The 14,809-nt window shown below is 43.7% G+C and carries 11 protein-coding genes and 1 pseudogene; 8 read left to right on the top strand and 4 right to left on the bottom strand.

The features are described from left to right. Positions 1-81 precede the first annotated feature (81 nt). Together ACVW2L_RS08270 and ACVW2L_RS08265 are read left to right on the top strand one after the other, a co-directional pair. Positions 82-2,901, top strand: coding sequence for an outer membrane beta-barrel protein (locus tag ACVW2L_RS08270; protein ID WP_457127490.1), 2,820 nt, complete (start codon positions 82-84; stop codon positions 2,899-2,901). Between the two features lie 157 nt (positions 2,902-3,058). After that, positions 3,059-5,333: pseudogene (locus tag ACVW2L_RS08265) on the top strand (NADP-dependent malic enzyme). Between the two features lie 197 nt (positions 5,334-5,530). On the opposite strand, the gene ACVW2L_RS08260 reads toward ACVW2L_RS08265, so the two are convergent. From ACVW2L_RS08260 to ACVW2L_RS08245, 4 genes are all read right to left on the bottom strand, one after another. Continuing rightward, the gene (locus tag ACVW2L_RS08260; RefSeq protein ID WP_457127489.1) at positions 5,531-5,959 is read right to left on the bottom strand and encodes a VOC family protein; all 429 of its coding nucleotides are present in this window, start codon (positions 5,957-5,959) and stop codon (positions 5,531-5,533) included. A gap of 41 nt (positions 5,960-6,000) precedes the next feature. Next, on the bottom strand, positions 6,001-6,498 hold the full coding sequence (locus ACVW2L_RS08255; RefSeq protein WP_457127488.1) for an SRPBCC family protein: 498 nt from the start codon (positions 6,496-6,498) through the stop codon (positions 6,001-6,003). Then, positions 6,498-6,815 carry an ArsR/SmtB family transcription factor gene (locus ACVW2L_RS08250; protein WP_457127487.1) on the bottom strand — a complete coding sequence of 106 codons (318 nt, stop codon included), beginning with the start codon at positions 6,813-6,815 and terminating at the stop codon, positions 6,498-6,500. The genes ACVW2L_RS08255 and ACVW2L_RS08250 overlap by 1 nt, the downstream gene beginning before the upstream one ends. Before the next feature lie 378 nt (positions 6,816-7,193). Continuing rightward, a complete protein-coding gene (locus ACVW2L_RS08245; RefSeq protein ID WP_457130223.1) occupies positions 7,194-7,316 on the bottom strand; it encodes a hypothetical protein in 123 nt (40 codons plus the stop codon). Between ACVW2L_RS08245 and ACVW2L_RS08240 the strand changes: the two genes are divergently transcribed. The 6 genes from ACVW2L_RS08240 (at position 7,288) to ACVW2L_RS08215 (ending at position 14,799) form a co-directional block, all read left to right on the top strand. Further along, on the top strand, positions 7,288-7,350 hold the full coding sequence (locus ACVW2L_RS08240; RefSeq protein ID WP_457130187.1) for a potassium-transporting ATPase subunit F: 63 nt from the start codon (positions 7,288-7,290) through the stop codon (positions 7,348-7,350). The two genes, ACVW2L_RS08245 and ACVW2L_RS08240, sit on opposite strands and share 29 nt — an antisense overlap. Before the next feature lie 11 nt (positions 7,351-7,361). After that, positions 7,362-9,077: a potassium-transporting ATPase subunit KdpA gene (gene kdpA / locus ACVW2L_RS08235; RefSeq protein ID WP_457127486.1), complete on the top strand. Its 1,716-nt coding sequence runs from the start codon at positions 7,362-7,364 to the stop codon at positions 9,075-9,077. Positions 9,078-9,089: 12 nt separating this feature from the next. Further along, positions 9,090-11,123 (top strand): potassium-transporting ATPase subunit KdpB, encoded by a 2,034-nt coding sequence (gene kdpB / locus ACVW2L_RS08230; RefSeq protein ID WP_457127485.1) that lies wholly within the window; start codon positions 9,090-9,092, stop codon positions 11,121-11,123. Between the two features lie 130 nt (positions 11,124-11,253). After that, the gene (locus tag ACVW2L_RS08225; RefSeq protein ID WP_457127484.1) at positions 11,254-11,817 is read left to right on the top strand and encodes a K(+)-transporting ATPase subunit C; all 564 of its coding nucleotides are present in this window, start codon (positions 11,254-11,256) and stop codon (positions 11,815-11,817) included. 130 nt (positions 11,818-11,947) lie between these two features. Next, a complete protein-coding gene (locus ACVW2L_RS08220; RefSeq protein ID WP_457127483.1) occupies positions 11,948-13,078 on the top strand; it encodes a sensor protein KdpD in 1,131 nt (376 codons plus the stop codon). Beyond that, complete coding sequence (locus tag ACVW2L_RS08215; RefSeq protein WP_457127482.1) at positions 13,075-14,799, top strand: ATP-binding protein; 1,725 nt, start codon at positions 13,075-13,077, stop codon at positions 14,797-14,799. The genes ACVW2L_RS08220 and ACVW2L_RS08215 overlap by 4 nt, the downstream gene beginning before the upstream one ends. Positions 14,800-14,809 lie beyond the last annotated feature (10 nt).

Here is a 14,809-nt window from a genome sequence, read left to right as displayed (position 1 = left end):
TATTACAATACAATATGATATCAAGTTCTGCGTAATTTTATATATATAAACCAGTTCAACTAACCATTTATCGCATCAACCTTGAAAACGTTATTCAATTTAGCAGTTTTATTGCTCATTTTTTCGTGTAAGTCATTTGCGCAGGTACCTGCAGCACGCGCACGCCGTCAAAACGTTTTACCGCCGCCATTAACCAGCAGACAAGTAAGCGGGGTAGTAAAAGATGCTAATGGAGAAACAATTGTTGGAGCTGTAGTTACATTAAAGTCAACTGCAGATAGCCTGGTTGCCGCGACTAATGAGGATGGCGTTTTTATATTTAAAGAGGTAAAATTGGCTACCTTTTTAATAGAAGTAAAAGCGTTGGGCAACTTGCCTTACCTAAAAAGGTATTTAAATAATGATGTTGCACAGCGAATTGTACTGGAACCTATTCTGCTTAAAACACAAGAAAATTTGTTAGACGAGGTAAAAGTTGAAGGCGCGCCGAGCATTATCTATAAAACGGACACGGTTGAATATCGCGCCAGCGATTATAAAGTGCGGCCAAACGCAACGCTTGATGAATTATTAAAAAAAATGGAGGGCATGGAAGTTGGCACCGATGGGTCGCTAACACATCAGGGGCAAGACATTACCAGGGCAAAACTTAACGGTAAAGAGTATTCTGGTGGCAGCGTGGCGCAGGCCATACAAAACTTACCTGCCGATATTATTGAGAAAGTGCAGATTGTTGACGACTACGGCGACCAGGCAGCGCGAACAGGCGTAAGGGATGGAGAACCGCAGAAAATATTGAACGTAACTACAAAAGCCGACCGGTCGGTAGGTACCACCGCGCGGCTAACCGCCCAGTATGGCAGTAACGACAGGTATAATGGCCAGCTTTTTTTACAGCGTTTAAACGGTAACCGGCAGTTGGGTGTTATTGCTAATTTTCGTAATACGGTAAACGGAGTAGCATCAACAGGCAGTACAGGCGGTGGCGGGGGAGGCGGCAGCGGTGGTACCACCAAATCTGCCTCCCCAACGTTAAATTACCGCGACCAGTGGAGCAAAAAAACGCAGGTGGTAGGCAGTTACGCCTACACGCATAGCGACAATAACGTAATCAACAAAAACTTTGGCCAACGCTTTACCGCCATAGGCCCCAGTCTTTTCAAAAACGATCAAACTAATCAATCAATCAGTAACGGTCATCGGCTTGCGTTTGAAATAGATCATGATCTGGATAGCAGCAATTATCTGCAAATAAACCCAACCTATAATACCACAAGCTCCAATTCTGCCTCTAATTCTTTAACGGATAATATTAACGAGTTCACTACAACAGGTTTTGAACATAAGTTGGAACAATCTGTCAACAAGAGCAACAATACCAGCAGCACTTACGGATTGACCGCCTTGTATCTGCATACGTTTAAAAAGCCTAAACGAAATATATCCTTACAATTAAGTATTAACCGTTCGCAAACCGATGGAGTTACAGATGCCCAGACTCACACTAAAAACTATGCCGATACAACACAGATTACACTGTTAGCAGATTCGCTTTCGCACGTGCTTACCAACCGCAGAAGCGATAATACCACTTACCGCGGCACCTTAACCTATGTGGAGCCTATCAGCACAAATTCTCTGATACAATTTGCCGGGGAGGCCCGGTATGCAGTTTACGATAATACTGCGCTAACAGATACAGTAAAAGCCGATGGGACGATAGTACACAACCCTAATATGAATAACATTTACAATTATTCATTAAATGAAACTCGCCTGTCTCTTAATTACCGTTACAACGGTACTAAGCATAGCTTATCATTAGGAGCCGCCATAGTACCTTTCTCGCTCAGCGGATCAAAGGTTAACAATGTTACGGGGCAGGCAGAACCTACCAACCGAACGTATACGCGCATTATACCTGTATTACGCTACAACTATAACTGGTCGCGTACGGAACGTTTGCAGATTACTTATACCGGCCGCAACGCCGAACCTAACTTCCAGCAAATTCAACCTTTCACAGATCGTTCCAATCCTAATAACATCATTATTGGTAATCCTGATCTTAAACCAACATTTACGCATTCTGTTAACACCAGCTATAATACCTATCTGGCTAATTCCAAGTTTAATTTTTCGCTTACGCTGAGCGGTAGTCTTATAGATAACCAGGTGAGTACAAATACATTTCGTAAAGCAGTGCCAATAGGGGGCGGCAAAAACAGGACAATCAGCGAGGTGCACTATGTAAACATTAGCGGTGCCAAACAATTTAGCAGCAGATATAACATTTCTAAAAGTCTTAACAACCGTGCCTATTTACTAACGCTGAACGGAAGCCTTGATTATAACTTTGGTTATGGCATGAGCGAAGGAATACGTTACAACACAACCACCTGGAGCATTAGCCAGCGCTTTGGGCCGCAAATAAATCCAGCCGAATGGTTCGAGATAAATCCATATTACGAATACAGACTTCAGCGCACATTCTCAACAGCAAGCAATGCTACCGCTACCTCATTGCAAACCAACGCATTCGTGGTAACCAGCAAAATGTATTTCTGGAAAACGTTTCAGGTTAACTACCGTGTATCTAAAAATTATGTCACTGGTTTGGGCACCTATAACACCAGTCCGCTTATTATTAATGCGGGTTTTGAGAAAGAGTTTTTCGCCAAAAGATCACTTGTGATAACCTTTAACGCTTATGATCTGCTTCATCAGAATAACTTCGTTACGCAAACGGTCACATCGCAAGCGGTAACCAACACACTGTCCAATGCTTTAAGCAGGTACTTCCTGTTTGGATTGCGCTTAAATCTGCAAAAATGGAGTGGCAGGCCGCAACGCAACGGTAGAGTCTTGGAGCGTAGGGGGGATGGCAGCTTTATTTATTAGATAAATTTATCTTCAGAAATTATTTCCCATGTCGTCTCAGTTCTTTGACAGACATGGGCTCCTCGCTATTTTCCAAAACTTCCGCTTAATATCCCAATAATTTGTAGCTTTCCCCTTTTAAATCCGACTAAAATTGTAATCAACCCATAATAACTTTATGACTGAAAATAAAAAAGCGACCGACGCGCTGGACTACCATGCTATGGGTAGGCCGGGTAAGATAGAGGTCATCCCCAGCAAACCTTACCGCACACAACGTGATCTGTCGCTGGCTTACTCTCCTGGCGTAGCCGAGCCTTGTTTAAAAATTGCCGAAAATGAGGAGGATGCTTATAAATATACTGCCAAAGGGAACCTGGTTGCCGTAATTAGCAACGGCACTGCAGTATTAGGTTTGGGCGATATTGGCGCCCAGGCCGGCAAACCTGTAATGGAAGGGAAAGGGCTGCTGTTTAAAATATTTGCCGATATTGATGTATTTGACCTTGAGTTAAATACCAAGAATATTGATGAGTTTGTAAATACTGTAAAGATACTTGAACCTACTTTCGGAGGTATTAATCTGGAAGATATCAAGGCGCCTGAGTGTTTTGAAATAGAAAGAAGATTAAAGGCCGAAATGAATATCCCGGTGATGCATGACGATCAGCACGGAACGGCTATCATTTCATCAGCAGCTTTGATCAACGCCTGCGAGATCCAGGAGAAGGACATTAGTAACGTAAAGATTGTTATAAACGGTGCTGGTGCAGCTGCCATTTCGTGCGCAAGGCTTTACCTCAGCGTGGGTGCGGTTAAAGAGAATATTATTATGCTGGATAGGAAAGGGGTGATCCGCGCGGATAGGGAAGCCCTTGAACCTATTAAAGCAGAATTTGCAACTACCGATACTCACTTAAACACATTAGACGAAGCTATTAAAGGCGCCGACGTATTCATAGGCCTGTCAAGCGCTAATACCTTCAGCCCGGAAATGTTGCTTTCCATGGCGGCTAAACCAATCGTTTTCGCTATGGCAAATCCCGATCCGGAAATAGCATATGATCTTGCCGTGCGTACCCGCGATGATGTTATTATGGCTACAGGGCGCTCTGATTTTCCTAACCAGGTTAATAACGTTTTAGGGTTCCCATTCATTTTCAGAGGCGCTTTGGATGTTCGGGCAACGGCTATTAACGAAGAAATGAAAATAGCCGCGGTGTATGCAATTGCCGAGCTGGTAAAAAAGCCGGTTCCCGAGTCGGTTACACAGGCTTATAACGTTAAGCACTTAACATTCAGTAAGGAATACATTATTCCTAAACCAACGGATCCGCGCCTGATAAGCACAGTATCGCCCGCAGTGGCGAAAGCCGCGATCGCATCAGGCGTAGCCAGAAAAGTTATTACCGATTGGGATGCTTACGAGGAACAACTGCATCAGCGCATGGGTGTAGAAAATGTTATGCTGCGCACGTTAACCAATAAAGCCAAATCGGCCCCTAAGCGCGTTGTTTTTGCAGAGGCAGATAATTATAAAATATTAAAAGCCGCTCAAATTGTTAAAGACGAAGGTACTGCCATACCTATTCTGCTTGGTATTAAGGAAAAGATTCAGACATTGATGAATGAGAACAATCTTGACTTGGACGATGTGCAAATTTTTGAACCTGCGTTAGAAACAGAAAAACTAAAGCAATATGCTGAGTTTTTGTACAGGAAAAGGCAACGCAAGGGGATGAGTAGAAAGCAAGCCAATAAACTGGTGTTAGACCGTAACTATTTTGGCGCGTCTATGGTTCAGTTTGGCGATGCTGATGCGCTTATATCAGGCATTACGATGGACTACGCGGTAACTGTTAAACCGGCGCTGCAAATTATAGGCACCACACAATCTGTTAAAAGAGTTGCGGGTATATATATGATGCTGACCAAACGAGGCCCTATATTTTTTAGGTGATACCAGCATTAACAAAGACCCCTCTGTTGAAGAATTGGTTGATATTACGGTGTTGGTTAATGATGCAGTTAAAAAGTTTAACGTAGAGCCGCGTATTGCTGTTATATCTTACTCTAACTTCGGTTCGACTGATGGCAGAATCCCGGAGAAAACAGCAGAGGTTGTGCGTGTTATACGCGAAAAACATCCTGATATAGTTATAGACGGAGAAATGCAGGTAAATTTTGCCCTTAACCCTAAACTGCTTGAAGAGAATTTCGATTTCAGTACATTAAAAGATGCCCCGGCAAACACATTGGTGTTCCCTAATCTGGAGTCGGGCAATGTTGCTTACAAAATTCTTCAGGAATTAGGCGAGGCTGAGGCTGTAGGACCTATTTTGTTGGGTCTTAATAAACCCGTACACGTGTTGCAAATGGGAAGCACGGTTAGAGAGATCGTCAACATGGTAAATATTGCCGTGATAGACGCGCAATCGTTGGCCGGTAATTAATAACGATTACATTTATATTTGAGAAGGGACAACACAGTTTGCGTTGTCCCTTCTCGCTTTTGTAGTTGTTACAGCGTTGGTGCTTTTTACTAAAACGAGATCCATCCACCAGATTTCATACTTTAAATCTGCCTTAAAGCTTTATTACATAGTGCTAATCATCTACAAGATGTCGTTTTTTAGGTTTAATATGCCCATTATATTTGGGCGTCAAATTCCACTATCCATTCAATGCCATACTTATCTCTGAACATTCCGGCATAGGTACCCCATGGGCTGTCGCCAATTGGCCCTTCCACATCTCCGCCAGCCGATAATCCGTTAAATATTTTGTCTGCCTCTTCACGGCTTTCCGCATTAACTACTATTTTAGACCGGTTTTCGGCTTCGTTTACGCGCCCCATAAATTCGGGGACATCATTAGCCATTAACATGTTGTGTTTGCCCAGTGGCAAAGCAATGGTCATTATTTTATAAGCTTCCTTTTCTGGTACCTGAAAGTCAGCGCTGGCCAGGTCCTTGAAACGAACGATCTTTGTGAATTCTCCGCCAAAAACTGATTTGTAAAAAGTGAATGCTTCTTCGGCATTACCGTTAAAGTTGATCCAGGGGTTAATTGTTCTCATGATTATTTGTTCTTTAAAAGTGATTGTAAATTTTAGTGTTATTATTTCTGTGATAAGGTTGCCAACAGATCTTCCAGGTTTTTCAATGTCATGGTGAAACCTATTTTGAAGCCTTCCAATAGTTTTTCCAGTCGCTCAAATGATTCATTAAAAATCACGATGTCCACTTTGGTTATGCCATTTTGTTCGCTGAAATTGTAATCCCATTCAGAACCCGGTAGTTCGCGGTTTTCATCTTTATCTGAAAAAGCGTTGTACATCTTAAAATTGGTTTTCAGGGTAATAGATGTAAATTCCTGCACGGACCAACGTTCCTGCCCTTCAGGGCTTATCATTGCGTAAAATCGCCGACCGCCTACTTCAAAATTCATATACTTGGTTTTGGCGCGCATGGGTGCAGGTGCGCCCCATTGGTCAAGTAATTCTGCCTTGGTAAAAGCGTCCCATACCAAAGATTGTCCGGCATTAAATTCCCTTGTTATAAATACCGTTTTCGCTGCTTTGTCAACGTTAAAATCAAATAGTAAATCGTTGTTCATTATTGCTGTTTTTTAATTGTCGATAATAAATTGTCAAGCTGGTTAAACTGAGTTTCCCAGTTCTGCCTGAATTGTGCTAACCAATGGTCAAATTCCTGCATTTTTTTTGCGTTAAAGTGATAGTAGATCTCCCTGCCGCTTTGCTCAGGTTTAATCAATTCGCATTCGTGCAATACCTTAATATGTTTTGATACGGCCTGGCGGGTCATATCAAATTTTTCTGCCATTGCATTTGGTGTTAAAGCCTGAATGGCAATTAACGTTAATATAGCTCTTCGTGTTGGATCGGCTATGGCCTGAAATATATCTTGTTTCATCTTGCAATGTTTAAATAAGCAACCTACAGGTTGCAAATATATATGCAACTTTTGAGTTGCGCAAATTTATTTTTATTTTTCAAGGAACTTGAAAGCTGGGTGGTAGTAACTGTAAACTACCCTTGGCAAATCGCGGTACTATTCAAATTAGGCGGCGGAGAGTTCATCAGTTGCCTTTTGATTACCTGATTAAACCCGCACTCATATCTCTTAATCACTTATTTTGATAATGAACCCTTCCAAAATGGGAGGGTAGTTATACTTGTAAATAAACCTTACTCGTCTTAAGGCATTGATAAACAGGTATATAAATTCATTTGTATTTTTTTGGTATCCCTTTGGCATAGCCTGAATCAAAACGATAAAAAAATGATCACACTACTGCTTTTGCTCGCCTTGCTCACCTTTTGCCGGCTCATGTACAACTCCATTGATTGGTTCGAAAAAATCTAAAACTATGTTAGCATTATTCATTATCTCCATTGCGGTATTTATATACATGGTATATGTGCTGCTGAAACCCGAAAAATTTTAATTGTAAAAACCATGAACACAGAACTACTTGGAATAATCGCTTCCATGGTTATCACGCTGCTGATCGCGATCCCGCTGGCGAAATATTTGGCTAAAATGTTTGCCGGCGAAAAGGTATGGACCGATTTTATGAAACCGCTGGAACGCGGAATTTACAAACTATCAGGCATTAACCCCGACGAGCCGATGAACTGGAAACAGTTTCTGAAAGCTATGATGACCATCAACCTGCTTTGGTTGGTGTATGGGTTTTTTATGCTGATGTATCAGGATAAACTACCAATAAACCCGGATGGTAACCCCGGCCAAACTCCCGACCTCGCCTTTAATACTATCATCAGCTTTGTGGTGAACTGTAATTTACAACACTACAGTGGCGAAAGTGGCGCTACTTACCTGACGCAACACTTTATCTTTATGTTTCTGCACTTTGTGAGTGCGGCAACAGGTATTGCTTGCGCAATTGCCGTGTTTAAAGCATTCCGCGACAAAACCACCAATAACCTGGGCAACTTCTGGAACTATTTTGTAAAAGCGATAACCCGTTTACTGTTGCCTTTATCCGTGATAGTTGCCGTAATCCTTACCTTCAACGGTACGCCCTCAAGTTATGCAGGGAAAGATCAGTTCATCTCTTTACAAGGCGACACCGTTAACGTTTCGCGCGGCCCTGCCGCGCAGATGATCGCCATTAAGCACCTGGGCACCAACGGCGGCGGATGGTTCGGCGCGAACTCCGCGCATCCGCTGGAAAACCCGAATTACCTGACCAATATGACCGAGATCATAGCGCAATTTATTGTGCCGGTGGCTATGGTATTATGTTTTGGTTTATTCGTACGCCGAAAAAAACTTGCCTGGGTAACTTTTGGGGTAATGATGGTGGGTGTGTTGATGTTAATGATACCTGCTATTACCAGCGAAATTGGCGGTAACCCGCTCATCGCCAAAATGGGAATAAGCCAAACTACGGGCGCAATGGAAGGTAAAGAAGTCCGTTTCGGTCCAATGGCTACAGCCTACTGGAGCACGCTAACTACCGTAACGTCTACCGGTTCAGTAAATGGCATGCATGATAGCACCATGGCGCTAACGGGTTTATGGCAGTTATTAGCCATGATGATCAACTCGTTTTTTGGTGGTTGCGGTGTAGGCGTGCTTAACTACTTTATATATGTTATTATCGCAGTGTTTATCTCCGGTCTGATGGTAGGGCGTACACCCGAATTTTTAGGCCATAAGGTGGAGGCAAGGGATGTAAAAATTGCCGCCCTCGTTACCTTGCTTAGTCCGTTCCTCATTATGGTAGGTACGGCCCTGGCTTGTCACGTTTTCAATACTTATCCAAATGCAGCATGGGCAGTAAAACCTTCGGCCTGGCTCAATAACCCTGGTTATCATGGTTTTTCGGAAATGCTTTATGAATACACATCGTCAAATGCCAATAATGGGTCAGGGTTTGAAGGTTTGGGAGACAATAACATGTGGTGGAACTTAAGTACCGGTGTTGTACTGTTCTTCGGCCGTTTTCTACCCATCATCGGGCCGGTTGCCATTGCCGGTTTATTAGCCAATAAAAAGTATATACCCGAATCTGCCGGTACCCTAAAGGTGGATAGCCTCACTTTCGGTGTTATGACCTTTGCCGTGATCCTGGTGTTAAACGCCCTTTCATATTTCCCCGCACTGGTTTTAGGCCCCATAGCGGAGTATTTTTCAATGAAATAATCAATCTGAACAATGAAAACTCAATCTAATAAATTATTTGAACCGGCGCTGGTACAAACCGCACTTAAAGCGTCGTTCATTAAGCTGAACCCCAAGGTTATGCTGCGCAACCCGGTGATGTTTACCGTGGAAGTAGGCACAGCCATTATGCTTTATGTAAGCTTTTACAGTTTTACGCATCGCGACCAAGGGTCATTCGCATATAACGTTTCCATATTCATTATACTGTTGCTTACGGTATTGTTCGCCAATTTTGCCGAGGCCATTGCCGAAGCGCGCGGTAAAGCCCAGGCAGATAGTTTGCGCAAAACCCGGGAAGAAACACCGGCCAATGTGCTGCTGAGCAATGGTAGTGTGGTCAGCAAATCATCCATCGAACTGCGCAAAGGCGATGTGTTTGTTTGTGAAGCAGGCGATACCATTCCCACAGACGGCGAGATCATTGAGGGATTAGCTACCATTGATGAGTCGGCAATTACCGGAGAATCCGCCCCGGTTATTCGTGAAGCAGGTGGCGATAAGTCATCCGTGACCGGCGGTACCAAGGTGTTATCAGACCGTGTTAAGGTTAGGGTGACTACCGAACCAGGTGAAAGTTTCCTTGATAAAATGATTGCTTTGGTGGAAGGTGCGTCCCGCCAGAAAACACCTAACGAGATTGCGTTAACCATCCTGTTGGCCAGCTTTACGCTTATCTTTGTGATCGTATGTGTAACGCTGAAACCATTTGCTGATTATGCTAAAACACCCATCACTATCGCGGCGCTCATTTCACTATTTGTGTGTCTCATCCCAACCACCATCGGTGGCCTTTTATCGGCCATCGGTATTGCAGGGATGGACCGTGCTTTACGTGCCAATGTGATAACCAAATCGGGTAAAGCAGTAGAAACCGCCGGTGATATCGACGTATTATTATTAGATAAAACAGGCACCATCACCATTGGTAACCGCAAGGCCACTCACTTTTGGCCCGCTTTAGATATATCACCCGAGGACCTGGTTAAAGCAGCCGTATTATCATCATTGGCAGACGAAACTCCCGAAGGAAAATCCATTATTGAATTGGCTTCCTTAAGTAAAATGAATATAGTGATCAATGTTCCGCCGGGCGCAGAATTCATCAAGTTTACGGCAGAAACCCGTTCCAGTGGGATCAATACTTCCGATGGCCTGCGCATCCGCAAAGGCGCTTTCGATTCCATACGTAACCTTTCGGTAAATGCCGGGCATCCTTTCCCTGATGATGTGGTTGAGCGGGTTAAAGAGATCTCCTCTAATGGCGGTACGCCATTGGTAGTATCTAAAAACGAGAAGGTTTTAGGTACCATTGAACTACAGGATATTATTAAACCCGGCATTGCCGAACGTTTTGAGCGCCTGCGCAAAATGGGTATCAAAACAGTAATGGTGACCGGCGACAACCCATTGACTGCCAAATTTATTGCCGAAGAGGCCGGTGTAGATGATTTTATTGCAGAGGCCAAGCCCGAGGATAAAATGAACTATATTAAGCACGAACAGAACAGCGGTAAGCTGGTAGCCATGATGGGCGACGGCACCAATGACGCACCTGCACTTGCGCAGGCGGATGTTGGCGTTGCCATGAACAGCGGAACCCAAGCCGCAAAAGAAGCAGGTAACATGGTGGACCTGGACAACGACCCAACCAAGCTGATTGAGATTGTGGAGATAGGTAAGCAGTTGTTGATAACCCGGGGTACGCTGACCACTTTTTCTATTGCCAATGATGTTGCCAAATATTTCGCTATTGTACCGGCGTTGTTCATCGCTTCCATACCCGCGTTACAGGCAATCAATATTATGAATTTGCACAGCCCTGAAAGCGCCATCCTATCGGCCGTGATCTTTAACGCCATCATCATCCCGATGCTGATCCCGCTGGCTCTAAAAGGCGTTGAATACAAACCCATCGGTGCCAGCGCATTGCTGCGCCGTAATCTACTTATCTATGGATTGGGCGGTGTAATAGCCCCTTTTATCGGCATTAAATTAATTGACCTGGCAGTTGCCATATTTATCTAACAGATATGAGTATTGAGATGTGAGACATGAGAAAAAAACACAGGCACATTTCCCTTTTAAAACATTAAAGTAACACGGGCGCGCTGATCGGTCTCAAATCCCATATCTCACGCCTCAAATCTAAAATAACATGAAAAAGTATCTTTTAACTTCTGTGCGTTTAACCCTTGTGTTAACCGTAGTGTGCTGTGTCATTTATCCTTTATTGATCTCGGCTGTGGGAAAATTGTCAAAAGGTAACGGAGATGGCGAAACCATCATATTGAATGGTAAAGTAGTAGGCTATGCCGCTATTGGCCAAAGCTTTACCCAACTCAAATACTTTTGGGGCAGGCCATCAGCTGTAGGCTATAATGCGGCTGGTTCTGCCGGTTCTAATAAAGGGCCAAGCAATCCTGATTATGTTAAAGAAGTAGCAAATCGCGTTGATACGCTTATAAAATATCATCCTTACTTAAAAAAGAGCGACATACCCGCCGAAATGGTGACTGCTTCTGGTAGCGGCTTAGACCCGGATATCTCTCCCGCTGCTGCTAAAATGCAGGTTAAGCGTGTGGCTCAATTCCGTAAACTGAATGAAGCTAAAGTTGCGGCCCTGGTAGAGAGCCACATTGAACAACCACTGGCGGGTCTTTTCGGCCCGGCTAAAGTCAATGTACTGAAACTGAATGTGGCGTTAGACGAGCTAAAATAACTTTATGGCCGCTGCGTGCACGTTATATAGCAATTTAAAACCTTAATTTAGTTTCGATAGGATCGGAAAATGTAAACTATGACCGGTCGGGTCGCTCGCTAATATGGCCGGCTACTTTTGCAGAACAACAATGGCTAGTGAAAATAAAGACGACTCGGTAAAGGACTTCATCGAACTGGTGAAAAAGTCCCGGCGTGGCAAACTGAAGGTGTACATCGGCATGAGTGCCGGTGTAGGCAAAAGCTATAGAATGTTGCAGGAAGCACATGCGCTGTTAAAGAACAACATCGATTTGCAAATAGGTTATATCGAAACACACAATCGTGCAGAGACGCACGCTTTGCTGGATGGCCTGCCACTGATAGCCCGGCGAAAAGTTTTCTATAAAGGGAAAGAACTGGATGAGATGGACCTGAACGCCATTCTTAACAGCCATCCTGAAGTAGTTATTGTAGATGAATTGGCCCATACCAATATTGAAGGCAGTAAAAACAGTAAACGCTGGCAGGATGTGATGGACATTTTACAAGCCGGCATCAGCGTGATCACGGCCGTTAATATTCAGCACCTGGAAAGCCTGAACGAAGATATTGAAGAGATAACCGGTATTGCCATTACCGAACGCATACCTGACAAAATTCTGCAATTAGCTGACGAGATCGTTAATATTGACCTGACTGCAGATGAACTCATAGACCGGTTACGCGAAGGCAAGATCTACGATAAAAGCAAGATAGAGCGTGCCCTGCAAAATTTTTTTCAAAGCGATAAGATCTTGCAATTGCGCGAGCTGGCATTAAAAGAAGTGGCCCATCTCCTGGAGCGTAAGATCGATATAGAAGTACCCAAGCAGATCAAACTCCGGCCCGAAAAGTTCCTGGCTTGTATATCCTCCAATGCCGATACATCTAAAGTAGTCATCCGCAAAACGGCCCGGCTGGCTTCTTATTACCGATCACCCTGGATTGTGCTGTACGTGCAAAGCAGCAGCGAAAGCAGTGACCGGATCAGGCTGGATAAACAGCGTTTTCTGATCAATAACTTTAAGCTGGCCACCGAACTGGGGGCCGAAGTGCTGCGCGTTAAAAGCGATCAGATTACCCAAACCATTATGCAGGTGTCAGAAGAGCGTGAAATAACCACCATTTGCATAGGCAAACCCCATTTAAACCTTTTTCAGGTGATCTTACGTACAGCTATCTTTAACGAGTTGTTAAAAAAGATTGCCGCAACAGAAACTGACTTAGTCATACTATCATGAAAGTAAAAAATAAACTCCGTGTTGGATTTGGATTCCTGTTCCTGGTTGTGCTGTTCTTTGGCAGCATATCCATCATCCTGATCAACCAGATAGCCAACAACGGAAAGGTGATCTTGAAAAACAACTACGAAACACTCACCTTTGTGCGCGAAATGCGTAACCTGCTGGATAACAAGGCTTTACCCCTAACTGAAAGTGCACATAAGGCCTTTGAAATTCAGTTGATCCGCCAGGAACATAATATTACCGAAAAAGGCGAGGCGGCGGCAACTGTTAACCTGCGCCGGCATTTTACGCTATTAACCAATTCAGCTGCAATATTAAAACTGATCCGTAATGATCTGCGGCAGATTGAAATATTAAATATGCAGGCCATTGTACGCAAAAACGACCAGGCTAATCACTCGGTAGACAAAACACTGTTGTTTCTTGGGTTAACGGGGTCGTTTACTTTCCTGATATTGTTCAGTTTTAGCGTTAATTTCCCCAGCGCAATTGCCAATCCACTTAACGCTTTATTAAAAGGTATCCGGCAGATAAGTAAGCAAAACTACCAGGAGCGCATCCATTTTGATAATAATGATGAATTTGCAGAGGTTGCCAGCGCTTTTAATGAAATGGCCTTTAAATTGAAAGAATGGGAGAGCAGTAACTTGTCGCACCTCATGTCTGAAAAGCAACGGATCGATACCATCATTGAACAAATGCAGGATGCAATTATTGGCATAGATGAGCAGGGACAGGTTTTGTTCATTAATACCAGCGCAAAAACGATGCTGAATTTAAGTGAAGAAAAATATGCGGGGCGGCAAGTGTCTGATGTGGCGAAACATAATGATCTGTTAAAATCAATTCTGGAAACCGATACGGGAAAACCGTTTCGTATCGTGGTAAATGGAAAGGATGCTTTTTTTCAACTGGATGCTACAGAGATCACGGTACCAAACATCTCGCCGGCCGAGCAGGATGCGATAAGGATAGCCCGGAATTCTGCCGGGCGGGTGTACATTTTGCGTAATGTAACCGAGTTTAAAGAGCGGGACGAAGCCAAAACAAATTTTATTGCTACGATATCACACGAACTAAAAACGCCAATCTCTGCCATTAAAATGAGTCTTAAACTACTGCACGATGAACGTGTGGGCAATCTTAATAACGAGCAGTTGGAGTTGATAAACCATATTGGTGATGATGCGGAAAGATTGCTGAAGATAACCTATGAACTGCTGGATCTTTCGCAGGTTGAAACCGGTAACATTCAGCTGCATTTTACTGCTACGCAGCCCGAACAGATCCTTCAGTATGCCATTAAAGCAATTAAATTTGAGGCCGATCAAAAACAGATCATGCTGGAAGAATTACTTCCGGCGCATTTACCACTTGTGCAGGCTGATACAGAGAAAACTGCCTGGGTAATGATCAATTTTCTGTCTAACGCCTTAAGATACAGCCGCGCTAAATCAAAAATAGTCATTGCCGTTAAACCCCAAAAAGCATTCCTGGAATTTTCTGTACAGGATCATGGTAAAGGGATAGACCAGCAATACCAGGACCGCTATTTACAGGTACCAACTGATGGGCAAAACAAATCAGGCTCCGGCCTAGGGTTGGCTATATCCAAAGAGTTTATTTTGGCCCAGGGAGGGGAAATAGGTGTAGAAAGTGAAGTGGGCAGTGGCAGCCGGTTTTGGTTTACGCTGCCTATAACAAAAAAGATATAAATTAGCAGGG

It is taken from the genome of Mucilaginibacter sp. HD30 (genome assembly GCF_054061755.1).
This window is presented reverse-complemented; position numbering and strand designations above follow the sequence as displayed.

Bases quoted from the DNA above. Each gene is read 5' to 3' on its own strand.
- ACVW2L_RS08260 (WP_457127489.1), bottom strand. From the start codon at position 5,959: ATGAGAACAATTAACCCCTGGATCAACTTTAACGGTAATGCCGAAGAA.
- ACVW2L_RS08255 (WP_457127488.1), bottom strand. From the start codon at position 6,498: ATGAACAACGATTTACTATTTGATTTTAACGTTGACAAAGCAGCGAAA.
- ACVW2L_RS08250 (WP_457127487.1), bottom strand. From the start codon at position 6,815: ATGAAACAAGATATATTTCAGGCCATAGCCGATCCAACACGAAGAGCT.
- ACVW2L_RS08245 (WP_457130223.1), bottom strand. From the start codon at position 7,316: ATGTATATAAATACCGCAATGGAGATAATGAATAATGCTAACATAGTT.
- kdpA (WP_457127486.1), top strand. From the start codon at position 7,362: ATGAACACAGAACTACTTGGAATAATCGCTTCCATGGTTATCACGCTG.
- kdpB (WP_457127485.1), top strand. From the start codon at position 9,090: ATGAAAACTCAATCTAATAAATTATTTGAACCGGCGCTGGTACAAACC.
- ACVW2L_RS08225 (WP_457127484.1), top strand. From the start codon at position 11,254: ATGAAAAAGTATCTTTTAACTTCTGTGCGTTTAACCCTTGTGTTAACC.
- ACVW2L_RS08220 (WP_457127483.1), top strand. From the start codon at position 11,948: ATGGCTAGTGAAAATAAAGACGACTCGGTAAAGGACTTCATCGAACTG.
- ACVW2L_RS08215 (WP_457127482.1), top strand. From the start codon at position 13,075: ATGAAAGTAAAAAATAAACTCCGTGTTGGATTTGGATTCCTGTTCCTG.